General features: G+C 66.4%; 21 protein-coding genes. 2 read left to right on the plus strand and 19 right to left on the minus strand.

Going from position 1 to position 21,299, the window contains the following annotated elements:
• Positions 1-25: 25 nt before the first annotated feature.
• Positions 26-1,414: a guanine deaminase gene (gene guaD, locus ACOCG7_RS26375; protein WP_073427131.1), complete on the plus strand. Its 1,389-nt coding sequence runs from the start codon at positions 26-28 to the stop codon at positions 1,412-1,414.
• A gap of 80 nt (positions 1,415-1,494) precedes the next feature.
• Here guaD and ACOCG7_RS26380 read toward each other — a convergent pair whose 3' ends face one another.
• The gene (locus tag ACOCG7_RS26380; protein WP_073427238.1) at positions 1,495-2,754 is read right to left on the minus strand and encodes an NAD(P)/FAD-dependent oxidoreductase; all 1,260 of its coding nucleotides are present in this window, start codon (positions 2,752-2,754) and stop codon (positions 1,495-1,497) included.
• Between the two features lie 92 nt (positions 2,755-2,846).
• On the opposite strand from ACOCG7_RS26380, the gene ACOCG7_RS26385 reads away from it, so the two are divergent.
• Positions 2,847-3,575: a class I SAM-dependent methyltransferase gene (locus tag ACOCG7_RS26385; RefSeq protein ID WP_073427130.1), complete on the plus strand. Its 729-nt coding sequence runs from the start codon at positions 2,847-2,849 to the stop codon at positions 3,573-3,575.
• A gap of 69 nt (positions 3,576-3,644) precedes the next feature.
• Here the strand turns inward: ACOCG7_RS26385 and ACOCG7_RS26390 are convergent, their stop codons facing one another.
• From ACOCG7_RS26390 to ACOCG7_RS26475, 18 genes are read right to left on the minus strand one after another with little or no spacing between them, the layout of a single operon-like run.
• A complete protein-coding gene (locus ACOCG7_RS26390) occupies positions 3,645-4,088 on the minus strand; it encodes an excinuclease ABC subunit A (protein ID WP_073427129.1) in 444 nt (147 codons plus the stop codon).
• Positions 4,089-4,139: 51 nt separating this feature from the next.
• Positions 4,140-4,619 (minus strand): signal peptidase, encoded by a 480-nt coding sequence (locus tag ACOCG7_RS26395; protein ID WP_073427128.1) that lies wholly within the window; start codon positions 4,617-4,619, stop codon positions 4,140-4,142.
• 34 nt (positions 4,620-4,653) lie between these two features.
• The gene (locus ACOCG7_RS26400) at positions 4,654-5,907 is read right to left on the minus strand and encodes a beta-ketoacyl-[acyl-carrier-protein] synthase family protein (protein ID WP_073427127.1); all 1,254 of its coding nucleotides are present in this window, start codon (positions 5,905-5,907) and stop codon (positions 4,654-4,656) included.
• A complete protein-coding gene (locus ACOCG7_RS26405) occupies positions 5,904-7,130 on the minus strand; it encodes a beta-ketoacyl-ACP synthase (RefSeq protein ID WP_073427126.1) in 1,227 nt (408 codons plus the stop codon). Before ACOCG7_RS26405 ends, ACOCG7_RS26400 begins: the two co-directional genes overlap by 4 nt.
• Positions 7,130-7,855 carry a 3-ketoacyl-ACP reductase FabG2 gene (locus tag ACOCG7_RS26410; protein WP_073427125.1) on the minus strand — a complete coding sequence of 242 codons (726 nt, stop codon included), beginning with the start codon at positions 7,853-7,855 and terminating at the stop codon, positions 7,130-7,132. Before ACOCG7_RS26410 ends, ACOCG7_RS26405 begins: the two co-directional genes overlap by 1 nt.
• Positions 7,852-8,337 (minus strand): hotdog family protein, encoded by a 486-nt coding sequence (locus ACOCG7_RS26415; RefSeq protein WP_073427237.1) that lies wholly within the window; start codon positions 8,335-8,337, stop codon positions 7,852-7,854. Before ACOCG7_RS26415 ends, ACOCG7_RS26410 begins: the two co-directional genes overlap by 4 nt.
• A gap of 22 nt (positions 8,338-8,359) precedes the next feature.
• A complete protein-coding gene (locus ACOCG7_RS26420) occupies positions 8,360-9,544 on the minus strand; it encodes a beta-ketoacyl-[acyl-carrier-protein] synthase family protein (RefSeq protein ID WP_073427124.1) in 1,185 nt (394 codons plus the stop codon).
• Positions 9,541-11,985 carry an MMPL family transporter gene (locus tag ACOCG7_RS26425; RefSeq protein ID WP_073427123.1) on the minus strand — a complete coding sequence of 815 codons (2,445 nt, stop codon included), beginning with the start codon at positions 11,983-11,985 and terminating at the stop codon, positions 9,541-9,543. The genes ACOCG7_RS26420 and ACOCG7_RS26425 overlap by 4 nt, the downstream gene beginning before the upstream one ends.
• Positions 11,985-12,692, minus strand: a complete 708-nt coding sequence (locus ACOCG7_RS26430; protein WP_073427122.1) for a LolA family protein — start codon at positions 12,690-12,692, stop codon at positions 11,985-11,987. Before ACOCG7_RS26430 ends, ACOCG7_RS26425 begins: the two co-directional genes overlap by 1 nt.
• A complete protein-coding gene (locus tag ACOCG7_RS26435) occupies positions 12,680-13,111 on the minus strand; it encodes an acyl-CoA thioesterase (RefSeq protein ID WP_073427121.1) in 432 nt (143 codons plus the stop codon). The genes ACOCG7_RS26430 and ACOCG7_RS26435 overlap by 13 nt, the downstream gene beginning before the upstream one ends.
• On the minus strand, positions 13,108-14,709 hold the full coding sequence (locus tag ACOCG7_RS26440; protein WP_083083285.1) for an HAL/PAL/TAL family ammonia-lyase: 1,602 nt from the start codon (positions 14,707-14,709) through the stop codon (positions 13,108-13,110). The genes ACOCG7_RS26435 and ACOCG7_RS26440 overlap by 4 nt, the downstream gene beginning before the upstream one ends.
• A complete protein-coding gene (locus ACOCG7_RS26445) occupies positions 14,696-16,435 on the minus strand; it encodes a glycosyltransferase family 2 protein (RefSeq protein WP_073427119.1) in 1,740 nt (579 codons plus the stop codon). The genes ACOCG7_RS26440 and ACOCG7_RS26445 overlap by 14 nt, the downstream gene beginning before the upstream one ends.
• Positions 16,435-18,240: an AMP-binding protein gene (locus tag ACOCG7_RS26450; RefSeq protein ID WP_421377917.1), complete on the minus strand. Its 1,806-nt coding sequence runs from the start codon at positions 18,238-18,240 to the stop codon at positions 16,435-16,437. Before ACOCG7_RS26450 ends, ACOCG7_RS26445 begins: the two co-directional genes overlap by 1 nt.
• The gene (locus ACOCG7_RS26455) at positions 18,237-18,899 is read right to left on the minus strand and encodes a hypothetical protein (RefSeq protein ID WP_073427117.1); all 663 of its coding nucleotides are present in this window, start codon (positions 18,897-18,899) and stop codon (positions 18,237-18,239) included. The genes ACOCG7_RS26450 and ACOCG7_RS26455 overlap by 4 nt, the downstream gene beginning before the upstream one ends.
• Positions 18,899-19,150 (minus strand): acyl carrier protein, encoded by a 252-nt coding sequence (locus ACOCG7_RS26460; protein WP_073427116.1) that lies wholly within the window; start codon positions 19,148-19,150, stop codon positions 18,899-18,901. The genes ACOCG7_RS26455 and ACOCG7_RS26460 overlap by 1 nt, the downstream gene beginning before the upstream one ends.
• Before the next feature lie 3 nt (positions 19,151-19,153).
• Positions 19,154-19,453, minus strand: coding sequence for a phosphopantetheine-binding protein (locus ACOCG7_RS26465; RefSeq protein ID WP_073427236.1), 300 nt, complete (start codon positions 19,451-19,453; stop codon positions 19,154-19,156).
• Positions 19,428-20,222, minus strand: a complete 795-nt coding sequence (locus tag ACOCG7_RS26470; protein ID WP_073427115.1) for a lysophospholipid acyltransferase family protein — start codon at positions 20,220-20,222, stop codon at positions 19,428-19,430. The genes ACOCG7_RS26465 and ACOCG7_RS26470 overlap by 26 nt, the downstream gene beginning before the upstream one ends.
• A complete protein-coding gene (locus ACOCG7_RS26475) occupies positions 20,206-21,018 on the minus strand; it encodes a beta-ketoacyl synthase chain length factor (protein WP_073427114.1) in 813 nt (270 codons plus the stop codon). The genes ACOCG7_RS26470 and ACOCG7_RS26475 overlap by 17 nt, the downstream gene beginning before the upstream one ends.
• Positions 21,019-21,299 lie beyond the last annotated feature (281 nt).

A 21,299-nucleotide genomic window follows, 5' to 3' on the forward strand; every position in this document is an offset into this window, starting at 1 on the left:
TTTCACATTCGGAGACGGTTTTTCCATGACTCAATCGCCTAAAGCGACCAACGCGGCCAACGCGGCGCCTGAAGCAGCGGCCCAATCAGCATTCCGCGCGCAACTGCTGACCTTCAACGGCGATCCCGCGCACTCGTCCAATGCCGTGGTCTTCAACGAGGACGGCTTGCTGATCGTCGAGGACGGCCACGTCGTCGCGGCGGGCGCGTATGCGGCGCTCGCGCCGCGGCTCGCGCCCGGCACGCAAGTACGGGAGATGCGCGACAAGCTGATTGTGCCGGGCTTCATCGACACGCACATCCACTTTCCGCAGACCGACATGATCGCGTCGCCGGCGCCGGGGCTGTTGCCGTGGCTCGACACCTACACGTTCCCCACCGAGCGCCGCTTCAGCGATTCGGCTCATGCGCGCGAGACGGCGAGTTTTTTCGTCGACGAACTGCTGGCTTGCGGCACGACCACCGCGCTCGTGTATTGCACCGTTCATAAGGAATCGGCGGATGCGCTCTTCACTGAAAGCGAAGCGCGCAATCTGCGCATGGTGGCGGGCAAGGTGCTGATGGATCGCAACTGCCCCGAGTTTCTGCGCGATACCGCGCAATCGGGCTACGACGACAGCGCCGAACTGATCGGCCGCTGGCACGACCGGGGCCGTCAGATGTACGCGCTCACGCCGCGTTTCGCGCCTACCTCGACCGAAGCGCAACTCGAAGCATGCGGCACGCTCGCCCGCCTGCATCCCGATGTCTTTATTCAGAGCCACGTCGCGGAAAACACCGACGAAGTGAAATGGGTCGCCGATCTGTTCCCCGGCCACCGCAGCTATCTGGACATTTACGATCACTACGGCCTGTTGCGTCGCCGCGCGGTGTACGGCCATTGCATCCATTTCGACGACGAAGACCGCAAGCGCATGGCGCAGACCGGCGCCGTCGCGTCGCACTGCCCGACCTCGAACCTGTTCCTCGGCAGCGGCCTGTTCGACTTCGACAAGGCCGACAAAGCCGGCATGCCGATCGCGCTCGCCACCGACGTGGGCGGCGGCACGTCGTTCTCGATGCTGCAAACGATGAACGAAGCGCATAAGGTCGCGCGTTTGGGCGGCCATCATCTGACGGCCACACGCATGTTCTATCTCGCCACCGCGGGCGCGGCCGAAGCGCTCGATCTCGCGGACAAAGTCGGCACGTTGAAGCCGAAGTCCGAAGCCGACTTCGTGGTGCTCGATCCGCAAGCGACGCCGCTGCTCGCGCGCCGCACGGCGCGCACGGAGTCGCTGGAAGAACTGCTGTTTGCGTTCGCGCTGCTCGGCGACGATCGCGCCGTTTATGAAACCTATGCGGCCGGCAGGCGCGTGCATCGCCGCGACGATGTGCGCCAGCTTGCGCCGCGTGCGGCGAGAATCGCGGCCTGAAGCAAAATCGCTTGCAGGTAAAAAAACGGCGCTTCGTTTCTCCGAAGCGCCGTTTGCATTTTCCCCGCCGTATATCCCGGTCAACGCTGCGTGCACACCTCATGCAGCGCATTCAATCGACGCACCGGATCGGCCACATACGGATTCGATTCGTCCCATGCATAACCCGCCAGCACCGCGCTGATCATGCGCCGGATCGACGGCGTCTGGTCCGGGTAGTAGATGATGTCCTGCAACTCGCCGGTGTACCAGCGCTCGACGAATGCGCGGAACGTATCGATCCCCTTGCGCAAGGGCACATCGTAATCAGCGGACCAATCGACCGGCTCACCGTTCAATTGCCGGCTCAAGGTCTGCACCGCGAGATGCGCGGAGCGCAGCGCGATCGTCACGCCGGATGAAAACACTGGGTCCAGAAACTCGCCCGCATTGCCGAGCAGCGCATAACCCGGCCCATGCAAACGCTCGACGTTCGCCGCATAGCCGCCGATCTGCCGCACCGGCATCAGGAACGGCGCGTTGCCGATCAAACGGTTGAGCGTCGGCTCCTGCTGGATCAACCCGCGCAGTTTGGCTTCGTGCTCCGCCTCCGGCACATCCAGGAAACTCGACTCCGCCACGCAGCCCACCGACGAGCGGCCGCCCGCCAACGGAATCATCCAGAACCACACGTCGCGGCGCTCGGGATGCGTCGCGACACAAATCTTGTTGCGGTCGGTCGCGCCGGCCGGAATGCCGTCGCGCACATGCGTGAAGATCGCGGCGCGCGTCGGCATGCGCGTGGGCGCTTCGAGATTCAGCAAGCGCGGCAGCACGCGGCCAAAGCCGCTCGCGTCCAGCACGAAACGCGCTTCGACCTGATACGCATGATCAGCTTCATCGACCACATCGACGAGCGGCGTCGCGCCGGTGTGCATTGCGCGCACCGTGTGACCGAAGCGCACGTCGGCGCCTTGCCGCGCCGCGCAGCGAATCAGGATGTCGTCGAACACCGCGCGCTCGACCTGATACGTGGTGCCCCACCCCGGCGAATGCTTGTCGCGGAAGTCGAACGACGACGACTGATCGCGGTAGACGAAATGCGCGCCGTTCTTGTACTGGAAGCCGGCCTCGACCACCGCTTGCAGCATGCCCGCTTCCTCGAGGTAGGCCATGCTTTGCGGCAGCAGGCTCTCGCCGATCGAGAAGCGCGGAAAGTGCTGGCGCTCCAGCACCAGCACCGAGCGGCCCGCCTTGCGCAGCAACGCCGCCGCGACAGCGCCCGCCGGACCCGCGCCGATGATCGCGACGTCGACCGCCGTGCGCCGTGACGAATGTGTATCCAAATTAACCTCAATCATGTACTTGCCGCGAACAGCGTTACGCTGCATCCTTACTTCTCGTTACAATTCGCGTCGACCGTAAAAACAAAATATTTCGCCGGGAGTCCAGCGTGTCGCCATCCGAAACATCCAGCGTGCCTTTCGTGCCGGAAACGGCCTTCGGGATCTGGTTCCTGCGTACCCATACGTGGGAGCATCATGTGCTGCGCGTCGCGATCAACGACCTCAAGCGCCTGATCGATGCGCCCTTGCCCACCGCGCCGGTGATCGTCGACGTCGGCTGCGGGCAAGGCATATCGTTTCGCCTGCTCGCTAACGCGTTCAAACCGCAACGCATCATCGGCATCGACTTTCACGAGCCGTCGCTGGCGCTCGCCGCCAATGCGGCCAACGCGTGCCGCGACAAGCTCGCCGATATCGAACTGCTGCACGGCGACTGCGCCCAATTGCCGTTGCCCGATGCAAGCGCCGATATCGTGTTCTGCCATCAAACCTTCCATCATCTCGTCGAGCAGGAGCGCGCGCTCGCCGAGTTCCGCCGCGTGCTGAAACCGGGCGGCCTTCTGCTGTTCGCCGAATCCACCGACGCGTACATCAAATCGTGGGTGATCCGGCTGCTGTTCCGTCATCCGATGCAGGTGCAAAAGAGCGCCGACGGCTACCTCGATATGATTCGCCGCGGCGGTTTTGCGTTCGGGCAACGCAACGTTTCACTGCCTTATCTCTGGTGGAGCCGCGCGAAAGACTTCGGCCTGCTCGAACGTCTTGGCCTGTACCGTCCGCAGCCCAGCAAGCGTCGCGAGACACTCGTCAATGTGGCGGCGGTCAAGGCGGATTGACGGCCTGGAACGTCTCACGAGGCGGTAGCCGCGCCACCGCCTCGCCTCCGCACTTGCGCTTACTTGCGCTTACTTGCGCAACGTCACCACATCGCCCTTCAACGCGACGCCCGCGATCACCGCACCCGCGCCGCATGTGAACTCGGTCGCGCTCTCGCGCACTTCGTTCTTGTAGTTGCTCTTGATGTTGATCACCGCGTTGCCGCCTTCCTTGCGCGCGCGGTCCTGCAATTCGATCACCGCCGACAGGAACACGTGCTGGCAAGCCGCGACGTCGCTCTTGCCGAACGCGTTGGTCTTCTTGTTGGTGGCGAACTCGCCGATCGTCTTGACGACGGCCGGATGCCGCTGGCCCGCGAAATACAGCGGGATGTCGTCGCCGACCTTGCCCGGCTCGCTTTTCAGCGCCTCTTCGACCGGATAGTTGCCGACCGTGTCGCGGGCAAAAACCGGCGCGCTGCCCAGCACGGCGAACGAAGCGAACAGCGCGGCACACATCAGATGGCGTTTCATTGAGGTTCCTCGTTGGTTTTTGTTGGTCAAGTGTTCTGTTTTTTATTCGGCTCAGTTCGCTTCGAGCACGACGAGCCGGCCGCTCACCGCGATCGCGGCGGCGCTCGGACTGACACCGCAGGTGAACTCGGTCGCCGAGTTGCTTTCGCTGCTGTGAAAACGCGTCGACACGTCGATCACGGCATTGGCGTTGCGCTCGCGTGCCGCCGCGCGCAGCTTCTGCACCGCCTCGGCAAGCGCTTCATGGCAGGCGTCGTCCGGGCTCGATACCTTGCGGGCGATCCGCACGGAATACGACACGTCGCCGAGTTGGCTTTTCACCGCCGGATGATCCTGCTTGCCGAAATACACCGGCACGCCGCCGACCTGGCTCTTCACCGCCGGACGATCCTGCTTGCCGGCATTCACCGCCACGCCGCCGGGCGATTCGCCGCCCGCCGCCGCGAGCGGCAGCGACTTCACCTGCGTCGCGCAGCCCGCTTGCGTGAGCACCACGGCGGCCACTGCGCCCCATACCAAAGCTTTTTTCATTTTTGTCACCCTCGATTTTTCGAATGCGGCCGTGTCAGCCGCCCTGCCATGCTTCAAACATCAGGCTCGCGCAACTGCCGCCGAACCCGAACGACACCGACATCGCCGTGTCGATACATGCAGCGCGCGTCGTTCGCACGAGCGGCATGCGTTCGACAACGGGCTCCGGCGTTTCGATGCCCGCCGTGCCCGCGATGAAACCGTCGCGCATCATCAGCAGCGTGTAGATCGCCTCGTGCGCGCCGCACGCGCCGAGCGGATGCCCGGTCATGCCCTTGGTCGACGAAAACGCCGGAACCTCGCCACCGGACGCCACGCCGAATACCTCGTTCAACGCGCGCAGTTCCTCGATGTCGCCGAGCGGCGTCGACGGTGCGTGCGTGTTGACGTAGTCGGGCCGCTTGCCCGCTTCGTCGAGCGCGCCGCGCATCGCGCGCGCGATCCCCGCCGCACGCGGCGCGACCATGCCCGCGCTGTCCGTGCACTCGCCGAAGCCCGTCAGCTCCGCGTGGATGCGCGCGCCGCGCGCCAATGCATGGTCCAGCGCTTCGAGCACCAGCACGCCGCCGCCCGAGGCGATCACGAAACCGTCACGCGCGGTGTCATAAGGACGCGACGCCGCTTGCGGCGTGTCGTTGAAGTGCCGCGACAACGCGCCCATCGCATCGAACATCAGCGTCATGTTGTCGTGCAGCGCTTCGCTGCCGCCCGCCAGCACGATCTGCTGACGGCCGCTCTGAATCAGTTGCATCGCCTGGCCGAGCGCGAGCGCCGAGGTCGTGCACGCCGACGACGGCGAATAGCCGACGCCTTCGAGCCCGAACACCTGCGCGACATTCGCCGACGCGGTGCTGCTCATCGCCTGCGGCACCGTGTACGGCGGCACTTTCTCGACGCCGCGCGCATGGGCGATCGCCATCGCCGCGTCGTAACTCGCCATCGCGCCGACACCCGAGCCGATCACCGCGCCGGCGCGCGGCGAATGCAGCGCGGCGGCGTCGAGCCCGGCGTCGGCGATCGCCTGGCGCGCGGCATGACACGCGAAACGCGCGGTGTCGCCCATGAAGCGTTCGAGCTTGCGCTCGAACGGCGGCTCGTGCGCGACCGAGGCGACGCCCGCCACCTGCGAGGCGAAGCCGCGCTCGCGCCACGCGTCGATCCGCTGGATGCGCGAGCGGCCCGCGCGCAAGGCGGCGGACACTTCGTCGAGCGTATTGCCGAGGCACGACACGATGCCCATGCCGGTCACGACCACGCGTTGCAATTTGCGTTGTGCCGCCACGTTCATCGAACGCGCCTGAAAATCAGCGACGTATTGATGCCGCCGAACGCGAAGTTGTTGCTCATCACATGCTCGGCGTCGATCTCGCGCCCCGCGCCGACGATGTAATCGAGCGGCGCGCAAGCCGGGTCCACGTTCGCGAGGTTCAAGGTCGGCGCATACCAGTTGCGCTTCATCATCTCGATGGTCCACCACGCTTCGAGCGCGCCGCACGCGCCGAGCGTGTGGCCGACGTAGCTCTTGAGCGAACTGATCGGCATGCGCTCGCCGAAGGTCTGCGCGGTCGCATGGCTTTCGGCGATGTCGCCGCGATCCGTCGAAGTGCCGTGCGCGTTCACGTAGGCGATCGCTTGCGGCGGCAGTTGCGCGTCGGCGAGCGCGAGCCGCATCGCGAGCGCCATCGTTTCGGCGGTCGGCTGGGTCATGTGCGCGCCGTCCGAATTGCAGCCGAAGCCCACAATCTCCGCGTGAATCGGCGCGCCGCGCGCCACCGCGTGTTCATACTCCTCCAGCACCAGCGTGGCCGCGCCTTCACCGACCACGAGGCCGTCGCGCGCGGCGTCGAAAGGACGCGGCGTGAGATGCGGCGCGTCGTTGCGCGTGCTCGTCGCGTACAGCGTGTCGAACACGGCGACCGCCGGACCCGACAGTTCTTCCGCGCCGCCCGCCAGCATCAGCGTCTGCTTGCCGGCCTGGATCGCTTCATACGCGTAGCCGATCGCCTGGCTGCCCGACGCGCACGCGCACGAGGTCGGAATGATCCGCCCTTTCAGGTCCCAGAACAGGCTCACGTTGACCGCCGCCGTGTGCGGCATCATCTGCACGTAGCTGTTCGACGTGACGTCGCTCATCGAGCCGGTTTCGAGCATCGTGCCGAACGCGCGAATCGGCTGCACCGAGCCCGACGACGAACCGTAGGCGACGCCCATGCGGCCGTCCTTGATGCTCGCGTCTTCGGCGAGGCCGGCGTCCATCAACGCCAGTTCGCTCGCGCGCACCGAGTACAGGGAGACCGGCCCCATCGAGCGCGTTTTCTTGCGCGGATAGTGCGCGGGCGCGTTGAACGCCGGCAGCGGACACGCAAGCCGCGTATGCAGCGATTCGAAGTAATCCCATTCGGGCATGCGCCGCACCGCGTTCACGCCGCTCTTCAGGCGCGTTTCGATGACGTCCCAGCTATCGCCGAACGCGGTCACGCCGCCCATGCCGGTAATGACGACGCGCTTCATCACACCATCCCGCCGTTGACGCCGATCACCTGGCGCGTGACATAGGAGGCCGCATCCGACATCAGGAAGCTGACCACGGACGCCACCTCGGCAGGCTGGCCGACGCGGTTCATCGGCACCGTTTTCAGTGCGTGTTCGAGCGGCATGTCGTCGAGCATGCCGGTTTCGATCAGTCCCGGGGCCACGCAATTGACGGTGATATTGCGCGTCGCCAGTTCGACGGCGAGCGCCTTGGTCGCGCCGATCAAACCGGCCTTGGCCGCGCTGTAGTTGACCTGGCCGCGGTTGCCCATCACGCCCGACACCGACGCGATCGTGACGATGCGCCCGCCCTTGCGCGCGCGCACCATCGGCATGGTCAGCGGATGGACGACGTTGTAGAACGAGTCGAGACCGGTTTCGATCACGATGTCCCAATCTTCCTCGGTGAGCGCGGGGAACGCGGCGTCGCGCGTCACGCCCGCGCTGCACACGATGCCGTAATACGGGCCGTGCGCCGCCACGTCCGCTTCGAGCACCTCGCGGCACACGGCGCGCTCGCGCACGTCGAATTGCAGCACGCGCGCCGTGCCGCCTTGCGCGGCGATGCCCGTCGCGACCGCCTCGGCTTCGGCGCGTCCCGTGCGGCAATGCACGGAGACGGCGAAGCCGTCGGCGGCCAACTGATACGCAATCGCGCGGCCAATGCCGCGGCTTGCGCCGGTAACGAGAACACGCCGGCTCATGAACTGAAACTCCCTTCGATGAATGACTGAAAATCGGCCGGTTGAAACACCTTGATCACCGCCTCGGCGCAGCACACGTCGCCATCGTGGATCGTGCATTCATAGGCGCCGTGGCCTTCCTCGCTGCGCAGCAGTTCGGTGGCGTGGATCAGCAATTGCGCGCCGCCCGCGAACGACGCCTGCAACGCCTTGTAGCTGCGCGAACCGAGCAGCACGCCGGGACGCGCGCGGCCGCCGCCGCGCATGGCCAGCAACGCGACGTGCGCGGCGATCGCCTGCGCCATCAGCTCGATGCCGATCCATGCGGGCATCGCGCCCTCGGCGTTCGCATACCATGCGTCGGCGCGCACGGTGCCGCGCGCGCTCAGCGTCTCTTCGCTGAAACTGCTCACCGCGTCGAGCAGCAGCATGGTGCCGCGATGCGGGATGATCGCTTCGATCGGTTGATCGATCAGTTCCTGGAGAGTTGGCGTCGGGTTCATCGCGCGCATTATCGGGCAAGAATCATCGGGCGAGAATCAGGCTGACATTGCTGCCGCCGAACGCAAACGAATTGCTCATCACGTACTGCTCGCCGACGCCGCGCGGCAAGAAGCGTTCGCTCTCGACGAGATCGAGCGCGGGCAGCGCGGGGTCGGCCTCGCCGTCCCACAGATGACGCGGCAGCGCGACATCGTCGCGCGCGAGCGTGAGCCATGCGAAGCCGAGCTCGGTCGCGCCGGCCGCGCCGAGTTGATGACCGGTCAACGGCTTGGTGCCGCTGGTCGCCACGCCGCCGGGGAACACGCGCGCCATCAGATGCGCTTCCATCTCGTCGTTCTTGCGCGTGGCGGTGGCGTGCAGATTCACGTAGCCGATCGCCGACGGCGCGATGCCCGCATCGGCCAGCGCCCCGCGCAACGCGAGTTCGCCGCCCGCGCCGGTGGGATCGGGCGACGAAATGTGATGCGCGTCGCTCGATTCGCCGACGCCCGCGAGCCGCACCGCCGCTTCGTCGCGGCTCATCAGGAACACGGCCGCGCCCTCGCCCACGTTGATCCCGCAACGGTTGCGGCTCATCGGATTGGTGCGCACGCCGCTGGTCGATTCCAGCGATGCGAAACCCTGCACCGTCAACTCGCACAATGAATCGACGCCGCCCACCACCACCGCATCGCACAGTTGCAGTTGCAGCAGCCGGCGCGCCGACGCGAACGCCTTCGCGCTCGACGTGCAAGCGGTCGAAATCGTGAACGCCGGGCCACGCAGGTCGAGCACGGCGGCGGCGAACGGCGCGGCCGTGCCGATTTCCATTTGCCGGTAATTGAAGTTGGCGGGCAGATCGCCCGCCTGGGCCTGATAGACGAACGCGGCCTCGGCCGCTTCGATGCCCGACGTGCTGGTGCCGAGCACCACGCCGATCCGATCCGCGCCGAAGCGCTCGCGCGCGGCGTCGACCGCGGGCGCGATCTGCGCGAGCGCGCCCAGCAGCAAGCGGTTATTGCGGCAGTCGTAACGGGCGAGCGCGGCGGGCGGCGCCAGATCGAGCGGCGCGAGCACGCTGCCCACGAACGCCTCGCCGATGCCCGTGTGCGCATTCGCCATGCCGGGCGCGCGAGCGGCGGCGAGCGCGGGAACGATCCGGTCGAGGTCGCCGCCGAGCGCATTGATCATGCCGAGCGCGTGCAAATAAACCGATGGCGCATTCATGCGAGCCTCCTTGATTCCGATGGCATGCCGATCGGCGCGAGCAGCACCGATACCGCGATGCCGAGCGCGAGCGTCGCGCCGAAGCTCTTCAACGCCGGCATCGCGCTCATGCCGAGCATGCCGAACGACAGCAGCGTGGTGGCCGCCGAGAGCAGCACGCCCGTCCACACCGCGCCAAGATCCGCGTCCGCGCGCAAACAGCCTTCGCGCAGAAACACCGCATAGTTTGCGCCGACGCCGAGCACCAGCATCAAGGCGAGCCAGTTGAACAGATTGAGCGGCACGCGCGCGTAGCCGAACACCGCGAGTGTGACGCCCACCGCGAGCAGGACCGGCAAGGTGACGGCGATGCCGCCGCGCGGGGCGTAGCGCAGCATCAGCAGCACGAGCACCAGCGCCAGCGCGCCGCCGAGCCACCAGCCGCTGTCCACCCGGTAAGCGCCGAACAGCTTCGACACGCTCGCCGCCTTGTCGACGAAAGCGACGCCCGGCACCGCCTGGGCGGTGGCCATCAGCGCGGCTTCGTTGCGCGGTGTGACGCCTTGCGGAATCACCACGGCCGCATAGGCTTGCGTGTTCGAATCGACTTCGCCCAGCCAGAGATGCCTGTACGGTTGCGACCAGGGCGCGGCGAGCCATTTATCCACCGTCAGCAAGGGCTGCGGTTGCGCGAACGCGGCGAGCCACGCATCCGCGACTTCGTCCTTGAAGCCAGCTTGCAGCAGCGTGGCGCGCAACGCGGCGGGATCGTCGAATACGTGCCGTGCGAGCAACGCGCGGTCTTCAGCCTGCTGTTTCGCGGAGGGCACGAACTGCGCCACCGATTGATAGCCGCCGACCTGGTTCGCGGTGCCGCTCAACGCATCGAGCTTCGCGCCCAACGCTTCGGCGCGTTGCAGCACGCGTTCCGGCGTCTCGCCGCGCACGACGAAAAACTGCGCGCTGTTATCCACGCCGACCGCCGCGCGCACTTTGTCCTCCTGCGCGACGAGCGATGGATCGCGCTCGATCAGCAGATGGATGTCGTCGTCGCTCGTCAAACGCAGCCAGCCGGGAATCGCGACGATCAGCAACAGCGCCGCCACGAACCACGCGCGCTTGCCGCCAATCGCGCGATGCCACACTGTCAGCCCGCGCGCCGCGCCGGCAAAGAGGCGCCGCGGACTGCGCTTCGGCGCGTGCGTGAGCAGCGCGGGCAGTAGCCACAGCACGGACGCGAACGCCGTCATGATGCCCGCGATCGCGAAACACGCGATCTGCTTGAGCGCGGGAAACGGCACCCACATGAGGATCGCGTAACCGAGCAGGCTCGTCGTCAACGCGACCGTCAATGCCGGGCGCACCGTGCGCCCGCCGCGGCGCGAATCCCAATCGCGCTGCGCGCCGAGATACACGACGAAGTACTGGATCGAGTAATCGACCGCTTCGCCGATCAGGCTCGCGCCGAACACGAGCGTCAACAGATGCAGCTTGCCGAACACCAGCATCGTCACGGCGAGCGCGCAGACGATGCCGAGCGCCGTCGACACGAAACCGAGCAGCAATAGACGCGGCGAGCGGAACACCCACATCATCAGCAACGCGATGCCGCACAGCGACGCGACGCCGATCAGATGCACCTCGTGTTCGGAGGCGCTGCGCGCCGATTCGGCGTAGAACACGGCGCCGGTTCGCGCGACCGAGACGTCGGGGAACGCCTGCTTCAAGGCGTTTTCGCCTTGGGCGAGCGCGGCGAGCACGGCGTGTTGAGTTTTCGATTCGTAGGCGGAGCCCGGCAACGTGGCGACGATCAGCACGCTCGTGTCGGCGCCGCGATGCGCGACCAGCATGTTGTCTTCGAGTTCGAGATTCGACGTGGCGAGCGGCAGGCCGCCGAGCCAGTGTTCGAGCCAGCCGAACGGATCGTCGGCGAGCGGCGTGGTCAGGCCGCCGCGCAAGGGGCTGTAGATGCGTTGGGCGAGCATGCCCGCCAGCGCCTTGGGGGCTTCTTTGGAGGCGTCGCCCGCCGTGGCGCTCGACGCATTGCTCGTCGCCAGGGCCGCGCGGTCGGACGGCGTCAGCAAACCGAAGCGGTACGGCATGTACAAGGCGGCGATCCGCGACAAATCGAACGGCGGCAACTCCGCCGTGACCGAGCCGAACGCCCCGCTCTTTTGCAGCGACGCGCCGAGCTGCTTCGCTGCCGCTTTCGCGTGCGCGTCATCGTTGCTGCTGACGAGAAAAACCGTGCGGTCGCCGAGCGCGCTCGCGAGCGTATCGACCGCTTTTTCGGCGACGGGGTCCGCTTCGGTCGCGGGAAGCAAGGCGAGCAGATTGGTCTGCAACGGCGACGGTCCCGCGAAACGCCAGCCGCAATACAGCGACGCGACGAGCGCGAGCAACAGCCATGCGGCACGTATGCCCCACACCTGTTTCGCGGATCGCTGTTGCAGCATGTCCATCACGGCGCTCCGAGCAGCGTGCGCTCAGCCGGCGCGAGTTCGGTCACCGCCGCGCTCTTCGCGAAGTCGAGCTTCGTGATGTCGCCGTTCGCGAGCGTGATGCGCAAGCTTTGCAGATAGTCGCCGCCATTCATCTGCAAGCCCTTGATCGATTGCGCGATTTGCGGCTGGTTCGGCGTGAGCTGCATGCGCCATTGCGCGGCGCTGCCCTCGGCCTGCACGTCGAATTGCGAATACAGCGCCGACAGATCGCCGCCGAGCATCGCACGCATCATCTTCGAAACTTGCGCGACGCCGCGCGTGCCTTGCGCGCCGCGGGCCGTCACGCGCCGGCCGTTGGCGTCGACTTCGGTCACGCCGCTGTCGGTGATCACATAGGTGGCCTGGTACGGTGTGTCGATCCGCCAGATCACGCCGCGCTCGCGGAAAAACAGCAGCGAGCCGGTGCTGACGAGCGGCTGCTTCATCGCGGCAAGCGTCTGGGTTTGCGTGAATTGCGCACGCACGCCTTTGGCTTGCGCGAGGTGTGAAGCGATTTGGGAGACCAGGGCGGGGTTGCCGGCGGGCGTTGTTTCCGCGGCGCGGGCCGTGGCCGGCCAGCTCACGATGGCCGATACGCTCAGCACGCATGCCGCGCTTGCCATGCTTGCCACGCTCAATGCGATCAAACGGCCCGCTGACGTGCGGCGCAACTTCATCGTCCCCATACGCGCTCCAGCTTGTCGAACACGACCGGCGGCGACACGAACTGCAACTCCTGCGTCGCGGCGTCGACGGCGACCTGGATCGTGTAGCCCTTCGTCAGCCGCGTGCCGGACCCGCAATCGACGATTTCATAGCCTATTTTCAGGCGGTTTTCGTGTTCGAGCAGTTCGGTGCGGACTTCGATCCGCTGACCGTAAGTCGCGGGCCGCACATACTTCAGATGCGCCTCGACGATCGGCCATAGATAACCCGAAGCCTGCATCTCGCGATAGTCGTAATCGAACGCGCGCAACAAAGCCGCGCGGCCAATCTCGAAGTACTTCAGATAGTGGCCATGCCAGCACACGTTCATCGCGTCGACATCGTGAAACGGCACTTCGACCATCGCGCTTGCCGTGAGCGTTTTGCGGGAGCGGGTCATGCGTTCGCGCCTCCGCGATAGTCGTGCAGCAATTCGCATGCGGCGATGCGCGCGGTCAGCGCGCGCAGTTCGTTTTCCAACGCGCGGTCTTCGTCGACGAATGGCGACTGCGCGCTCACGCTGTCGATAAACGCTTGCAGCGGCGCGGGAATCGGCGTGGCGCTATCGATCTTCAAACGCAGACGCGCGGCTTGCACCGTTGCGAGCGTATGCGCGGCGGCGACCTGCTCGGTCAACTCGAGCACGCGCAAGCAGTCGCGCGCGGCGATCGTGCCCATGCTGACCTTGTCCTGGTTGTGCGCCTCGGTCGAACGCGAAAAGACGCTCGCGGGCATCGTGTTCTTCAGCGCCTCGGCCGTCCACGCGGACGACGAAATCTGCACGGCCTTGAAGCCATGATTGATCGCGGCGCGCGCGGGCGCGGCGCCCGACAGATTGCGCGGCAAGCCGTTGTTGAAATTCACGTCGACCAGCAGCGCAAGCTGACGGTCCATCAGATCGGCGAGATTGGCGACCGCGACCTTCAGCGAGTCCATTGCGAACGCGATATGGCCGCCGTAGAAGTTGCCGCCGTGCAGCACGCGTTCGTTGTCGGGATCGATCAGCGGATTGTCGTTCGCGCTGTTCAGTTCATTCTCGACGTCGCGGCGCACCCATGACAGCGCGTCGCGCGCCACGCCGATCACATGCGGCGCGCAGCGAATCGAATAGCGGTCTTGCAGACGATGCCCCGGCGTATCGTCGCGTCCGCTCAGATCGTCGCGAATCCACGCGGCGGCTTCGGCCTGGCCGGCGTGCGGCTTCACTTCGAACAGCATGGCGTCGAAGTGCGCGGCGCGGCCGTCGAGCGCCACCGTGGAGAGCGCCGTCAGGCGCGCGGTGAGCCGCGTCAGATGATCGGCGCGGGCAAACGCGAGACAGGCGAGGCCCGTCATCACCGCGGTGCCGTTCATCAACGCGAGACCTTCCTTCGGCGCGAGCGTGAGCGGCGCGTGGCCGAGTTCGCTCCACACGTCGCGCACATCGCGCAAGCGGCCTTCGAACATCACGTCGCGCTCGCCCGCGAGCGCCGCGGCCACATACGAGAGCGGCGTCAGATCGCCGCTCGCGCCCACCGAGCCTTCCGACGGAATGCGCGGCAGCACGCGATGATTGATCAGGTCGGCAAGGCGTTCGAGCAAGACGGGGCGCACGCCGGAAAACCCATAGGCGAGCGAGTTGAGCCGCGCGGCGATCACGGCCAGCGTTTGCGCGTCGTCGAGATGCCGGCCCATGCCGCAACCGTGATAACGCGTCAGTTGCAGCGGCAAGGCTTCGACCAGTTCCATCGGCACGTCGACCACGCATGCGTCGCCGTAACCGGTATTCACGCCGTAGACGGTCGCGCCCGCCGCCAGATGACGGCGCAGGAAATCCGCGCCGCGCTGAATGCGCGCGCGCCACGCCGGATCGGCGCTCAACGCAACCGGCGCGCGACGATGCGCGATTGCGACGACCTCTTCGATCGTCAGCTTGCGCGCGCCGATCACCACCGGGTCCGCATTTGCGTTTTCGTTTGCGCTTGCGCTCGGCGTTTCGATCAGATCATGTTCGGCCATTCGCGCCTCGCTTGGGGCTGGCCCAGAAATCGAAGAAATTGAACCATTGATAAGGAGCCTTGCGGCAATAGTGTTCGAGCCGCGCCGCGTAGCGCTGCGCCCACGCGGCGAGATGCTGCGCGCGTTCGCGGCGCGGCAACTCGATGCGTTCGGCGAACGGCTCGAAATACAGCCGATAACCGCCGCGCTCTTTCAGGCAGAAGAACAGATAGACCGGACAGCCCAGCGCATGCGCGAGCACGTAGGGACCTTGCGCGAAGGGCGCGGCCGAGCCGAGAAATTGCGCTTCGGTGGTGCGGCCCGCTTCGTGCGCGGGAACGCGGTCGCCGACGATCACCAGCAGCTCGCCCGCATCGACACGCTCCTGCATCATCATCGCGGTCTCCGGTCCGAAGTCGCTGACTTCGAGCAGATGCCGGGCGAACTCGCTGTTGGCCGACGCCAGCACGCTATTGAAACGCCGCGCGTGCTCCGTATAGACGACCGCCGTGACCTTCGCGTACGCGCCGCGCGCGGCGAGCGCGCGAGTCATTTCCAGGTTGCCGAGATGCGCGCCGATCACGAGCGCGCCCTTGCCGCTTGCGACCAATGCCTCGAACGCGGAAGGATCCTCGAAGGTGACGTCGGCGGTATTCACGCGGCCCGACCATGCGGCGAGCTTGTCGAAGCCCGATTGCGCGAAGGCCAGCATGTGCCGGTAGGCGGACAGCCAGCCGGGGCGCGGCGTATCGTCTTGCGGCGCGGCCTCGCCGAGACGTCTGAAGTAGTTGCGCGACGCCTCGCGCGCGGCGCGGCCCGTCAGCAGGAAATACGCGACGATCGGATGCAGCCAGAGCGAGGTGAAGCGTCGGCCGAACAGCTTGCAACTGAGCGCGAGCAAGGACATGCCGAGGTGAGAGCCGCGTTCGGCGATACGCCACCAGTCTTGCGGGCTTTCCGCGGTTGCGGTTGCGGTTGCGGTTGCGGTTGCGGTTGCAGAGCGGCGCGGCATCAGCTTGTGCGCGAGCAGCATCGGCAGACGCCACAGCATCCCGAACACGAGCCGCGTATGACTGCGGCTGATGCGCACGTTGTCCCACAGCACGTCGAAATGCGAGACGCCGTCGGCGGCATACGTGACGCGCGTCGGGATCGAGCGGAACGCCGCGCGCCGCCAGTAGAGGCGCACGAGAATCTCGATGTCGAAGTCCATGCGCGTCGGCAACCGCACGCGGTCGATCAGATCGCAGGCCAGCGCGAGCGGATAGAGGCGAAAGCCGCACATCGAATCGCGGATCGTCAGCGAGAGCGTTTCGATCCACACCCACACGTGCGTCAGATAGCGGCCGTAGAGGCGCGCTTTCGGCACGCTCTCGTCGTAGACCGGGCGGCCGAGGATCACCGCGCCCGGTTCGGCGCGCGCGGCGTCGATGAAACGGGGCACGTCGGTTGCGTCGTGCTGGCCGTCGGCGTCGATCTGCAACGCGTGCGTGTAGCCCGCCGCGCGCGCGGCGCGCAGGCCCGCCATCACCGCCGCGCCCTTGCCGCCGTTGACCGGCAAACGCAGCAGCGTGAGTTGCCCCGCGTATTGCCGCGCGAGCGCGGCGAGCACGTGCTGGGTCGGCTCATCGCTGCCGTCGTCGACGACGAAAACGGCCAAGCCGTGCACCGCGAGATGGGCGACGGTCGCGCCGATCGCGTCCTTGTGGTTGTAGATCGGAATGACGATGCACGGAGCGAAGCTCATCACGCGGGCTCCCGATACACGATCACACCGGACGCGCAGTCGCGGCCGCTCAGCCGATAACTGAACTGCACACGCCGGCGCGCGGCGTCGTGAGCCAGCGTGAGATCGAGCACCGCGCCGGGCGGCACCGGCGCCATGAACTTCAGGCGGTCGATCGACGCAACCGCGCTGACGGCCGGCAGATGATCGGCGGCGAGACGCATTGCCCAATCCACCTGCACCACGCCCGGCAGAATCGGCAGACCGGGGAAGTGGCCGGCGAAATGCGCGAGCGTCGGCGGCACGCGCAGCTCGTAATGCAGCGTGTCGCCGCTGCGCGCTTCGGCGAGCACTTCCACGCCCTCGGCGCGCGGCTCGAAAGCCGCCGCCACCGCGGCGACCGGCAGCTTGCCGCGCGCGTCGAACGGCAAGGTCACGCGAAACCGCCAGTGGCGCGGCAGCACCACCACATCGAAATATTCAGCGAGATGACGGCGCAGCGTTTTCGCGAGCAGCACGCGGCCCTGGTCGCGCAACGCCGCGCTGCCCGCTTCGGACAGCGCCACCACGGCGCCGACGCGCTCGCGCGAAGCGCCTTCGAGCGGCACGATCGCCGCTTGCACGACATACGGATGCAACGCGAGCCGCGCTTCCAGTTCCGGCAGCGAGACGCGCTTGCCGTCGAGCTTCAGCACGCGATCGAGCCGGCCTTGCAGACGGAAACGGCCGTCGGCGTCGAACGCGATCTTGTCGTCGGTGCGATGCCAGCCGTCGTGATCGAGATGCGGCGAGCGGACGTTCAGCGCGCCGTCTTCGTCGCGGCGCACTTCGATGCCGGTCACCGGTCGCCATGCATCGCTCTGATCCTGGCGACGCCACGCAATGCCGCCGGTTTCGGTGCTGCCGTAGATTTCGAGCGGCGCGGCGCCGAAGGCCGCGGCATATTCCTGCGCGGCTTCCAGCGCGAGCGGCCCGCCCGACGAGAAGAACGCGCGCGGCGCGGGCGTCAAGGCGGCGAAGCCGGGCAGCGCGGGCCAGCGCGACAGTTGTGCGGGCGTCGAGACGACCACGGTCGCGCCGCAGTGCCCGATCTGCGTTTGCAGATGCAAGGGTTCGATGCTGACCGCGCGGTCGAACGCGCGGCCCGCCGCCAGCGGCCACAGCACGCGAAACAGCAGGCCGTAGATGTGATGATGCGGGACGCTCGCGAGCATGGTCGCGTCGCCGACCAGCGCGCCCCACTGCTGTTCCAGCGTGTGCACTTCGGCGTTGAATTGCGCGAGCGTCTTGCGGATCGGTTTGGGACGGCCGCTGCTGCCCGAGGTGTAGAGCGTGAGCGGGGCTTGCGGATCGATCGTGTATGCGGTGGGTGCGCCGCGCGGCGCATCGGCGGCGTTGGCGTTGGCGTTGGCGTTGGCGTTGGCGTTGGCGTTGGCGTTGGCGTTGGCGTTGGCGTTGGCGTTGGCGTTGGCGTTGGCGTTGGCGTTGGCGTTGGCAGCAGCATCCCACACGAAGGGCGGCAGGTCGGCGTCGCTCAACACCACATCGTAGGCGTCGGCGAGATCGGCCAGATAGCCCGGCGTCGCATTGGCCGGGATCACCGGCTCCTTGCCGCACGCGAACAGCGCAAACAGCGCGCACGAGAAATCGAACGGATCGTCGACGCACAACGCGTAGCGCTGCGCGGACCGCTCCCGCACCAACGCGGCCAATGCCGAGACGCGCGCGCGAAACGCCGTGCGATCGAGCACGGCACCGCCATCGCGGCATACCGGCGCATTCGCCGCCGAAGCCTCGACGGACAACAGATCATGCAGCGCGATCATGCGGCCTCCGAACGCGCGGCGCGCGGCAGCACCACGAGATAACGCCAGATCACTTCGGCCACCAGCAGCACGCCGATCAGCCCATAGGCGATCGCGCCGTTATAGAGCGACCAGCTCGCGCGGCTCCAGTACAGCGCCGTATAAGCGGAGAACGCGCCGTTCAGCGCGAAGAACACGCACCATACCTGGGTCACGCGCCGCGTATGGCGCACCGCGCGAGGCGGCAGATCCGGATTGCCCAGGCGCGCAAATTTTTCGATCATCGTCGGCCCGCGCACGAGCGTCGCGCCGAACGCGATCAGCAAACCGAGATTCACGAGCGACGGATAGAGGCGCAACAACAATTCGCTGTTGGTGAAGACGATCGCCGCGGACGCGCAACTCAGCAAGCCGACCACGGTCCAGTCGATCGTCGAAAGACGCCGCAGCGAAGTCGCGACCGGGCCGCTGCCGGCCCAGCGCTGCAGCCACAGGATCGCGAACAGCATGCAGCCGACATAGCGCGGCGTGTCCCAGCGCCACGCGCACAGGATCAGCGCGGGATACGCGAGTTTCAACAGCACCTGCAAGACGGTTTTGGCCCAATGGCGCCCCGCGCGAGGCGAGGCCTGCGCGACCCGGTCCGACGCCGCCTGCATTCGCGGACGCACGGAATGCATCAGCCCTGTGCCGCCAGCAGCGATTCGACGGCAACGATCACGTCGCCGACGGTGCGCACCGATTTGAACTCCTCGGGCTTGATGCGGCGGCCGGTCATTTCCTGCAGCTTGATCGCGAGGTCGACGGCGTCGATGCTGTCGAGATCGAGGTCTTCGAACAGATGCGCCTCGGGCGTGACACGCTCGGGCTCGATCGCGAAGTTCTCTTTGAAAATGGCGCGGATGCGCTCAAGAATCTCAGCCTCGGACACGGTTTATTCCCCCTTCTTTGTAGTTTCGCCGACAACCTGCGCCGCTTCGCGCTGACTCGCCACCAGCGCGGCCAGCGTGCTGATGGAGCGAAAGTGCTCGCGCGTGCGCTCGTCGTTCGCCGCGATGGTCAGTTGGTATTGTTTGCGCAGCACGATGCCGATTTCCAGCGCGTCGATCGAATCGAGACCGATGCCGTCGGTATCGAACAACGGTGCGTCGTCGTCGATATCGGCAGGGCTCAGGTCTTCCAGATCGAGAGCTTCGATCAGAAGCTGTTTAATTTCCAGTTTTAAAGAATCCATAATCGAACAGGTGCCGGGTAATGTGTGCCTCGACGGCGCTCGTCACGCTGCGCGCGGCGAGAGCCGGTGTAGTGTCGTCGTCCGCGAACTGCTCGACGCCAAGCGGCTCGAGCACGTTCACACGTATGCGGAACGCGCGCGCCGGCACGTCGTACCAGCGCATCTGCTTGGTGAACGCGGGCGGGTCGCAATCCATCAGCACCGGCACGATCGGCGCGCCGGCCTTCAACGCCATGTGCGCGAAACCACGCGAAAACGCGTGCAGCCGGTTCGGCGCGGGGCTGCGCGTGCCTTCGGGAAAAATGATCATCGTATAGCCTGCCGCGAGCTGCCGCGCGCCGGCTTCGACGAGATCGGTGGGATCGGCATTGCTCACGTATTCCGCCGAGCGCACGATGCCCCAGAAACAGGGGTTGCCCCAATGCGCGTTTTTCACCACGCAACAGGCATGCGGGGTGAGCGACAGCAGCACCATCACGTCGAGGTAGGTCGGGTGATTGGCGACCACGATCGCCGGACCGCCGGCGCGCAACATCCGCGCGCCCGACACCTCGAGTTCCATCACGCCGATGCGCTGCAGCACCGCGACCAGCGCGCGGAAAAACCAGTGAATCACGGTCGTCACCGCGAACTGGCGCGACGCGCGATGCGGCCACAGCCACGCGAACGGAAACACCAGCACCGAAAACAGCAGTCCGCACACGCCGAACACCACGAAGGCCATGCCCGTCGCGCAGAACCGCCAGATGTAATCAAGCCGCGCGATCATGCCAACTCCAATGCCAGATAACCCCGGCGCCTTGCCAGGCGGTGGTCGCGCCGGTTTCCAGACAGTGCAGCAGCGCCTGGCTTTGGGTCGCGAAACGCTCGGCGCGGGGCGTGGGGCTTGCCTTGTTTGTTTCGCCTGCCTGGTTTGTTGCGCCTGCCTTGTTTGTTGCGCCTGCCTTGTTTGTTTCGCCTGCCTCGTTTGCCTCGATTGCCTCGATTGGCGGCGCTGCCTGAGCCTCGCCGGCCGCGGACCGCGTGCACGTCAGGCGCCCCGTCGCCGCCTCGTCATCCAGCAGGATCGCGATCGCGCCGCCCTGCACTTCGTCCTCGATCGTGCCGTAGGCTGTGTCGGCCGGTTCGTCAGCGTACACCAGCAGCACGGGCGCGCCCGGCTCGGTGGCGTATTGCGCGTAGGCTTCCAGCAGCGCGTAGCCGAGCGTCTCGGCGCCGGCCGAGATCGCGCTGGCCGCCGAGCGGTCGCCGCGCGCGATGCCGAACACGCCCGTCATCGCATTCAACACCGACAGGCTGAACGCGGTCGGCGAGACCGGCTCGCCCGCGCTGATGGCGCGCAGAATGTCCGTGGTGCGCCGCAATTCGCCGTGGCGCGAGGCGAACACGACCCGAACCTCGTTCCGCGCGACACAATCGTGCGCAACTTTCAACGCGGCTTTGGACAGCGTGCTCAGGCGACGCCGCACGATCGGCTCGATAAAGCCGATATCGGGTGGTGCGGATGCGGCAGCAGGCCAGCAAGACCAGCGAGCGACCGGAATGGTCCAGTGCGGATCGGGCATATCGGTGTTCGCGCGTAGAAGCAGGGAGAGGCTGAAGCGCCTGACGGAATACACAGCCGTCACAGCGTGTAGGCGCCGCGCGGACCGGCAATCTCCAGCCGGGGTCAAACCAATCGTCTTTTATGTAGGTTCAGCGGATTAACGGCACTTTGGTCGATTATTAAGTGCCTTTTGATATTTGTTGGTGGATGGTCTCGGGCTCCTTGGGTCGCCGGAATCATACTGAATATTCTGGATTAAATCAGCCGGAAAAGACGTATCCATCTGTAATCCGTCTCGCC

It is taken from the genome of Paraburkholderia sp. DD10 (assembly GCF_049177125.1).
Taxonomy (GTDB): Bacteria; Pseudomonadota; Gammaproteobacteria; order Burkholderiales; family Burkholderiaceae; genus Paraburkholderia; species Paraburkholderia terricola.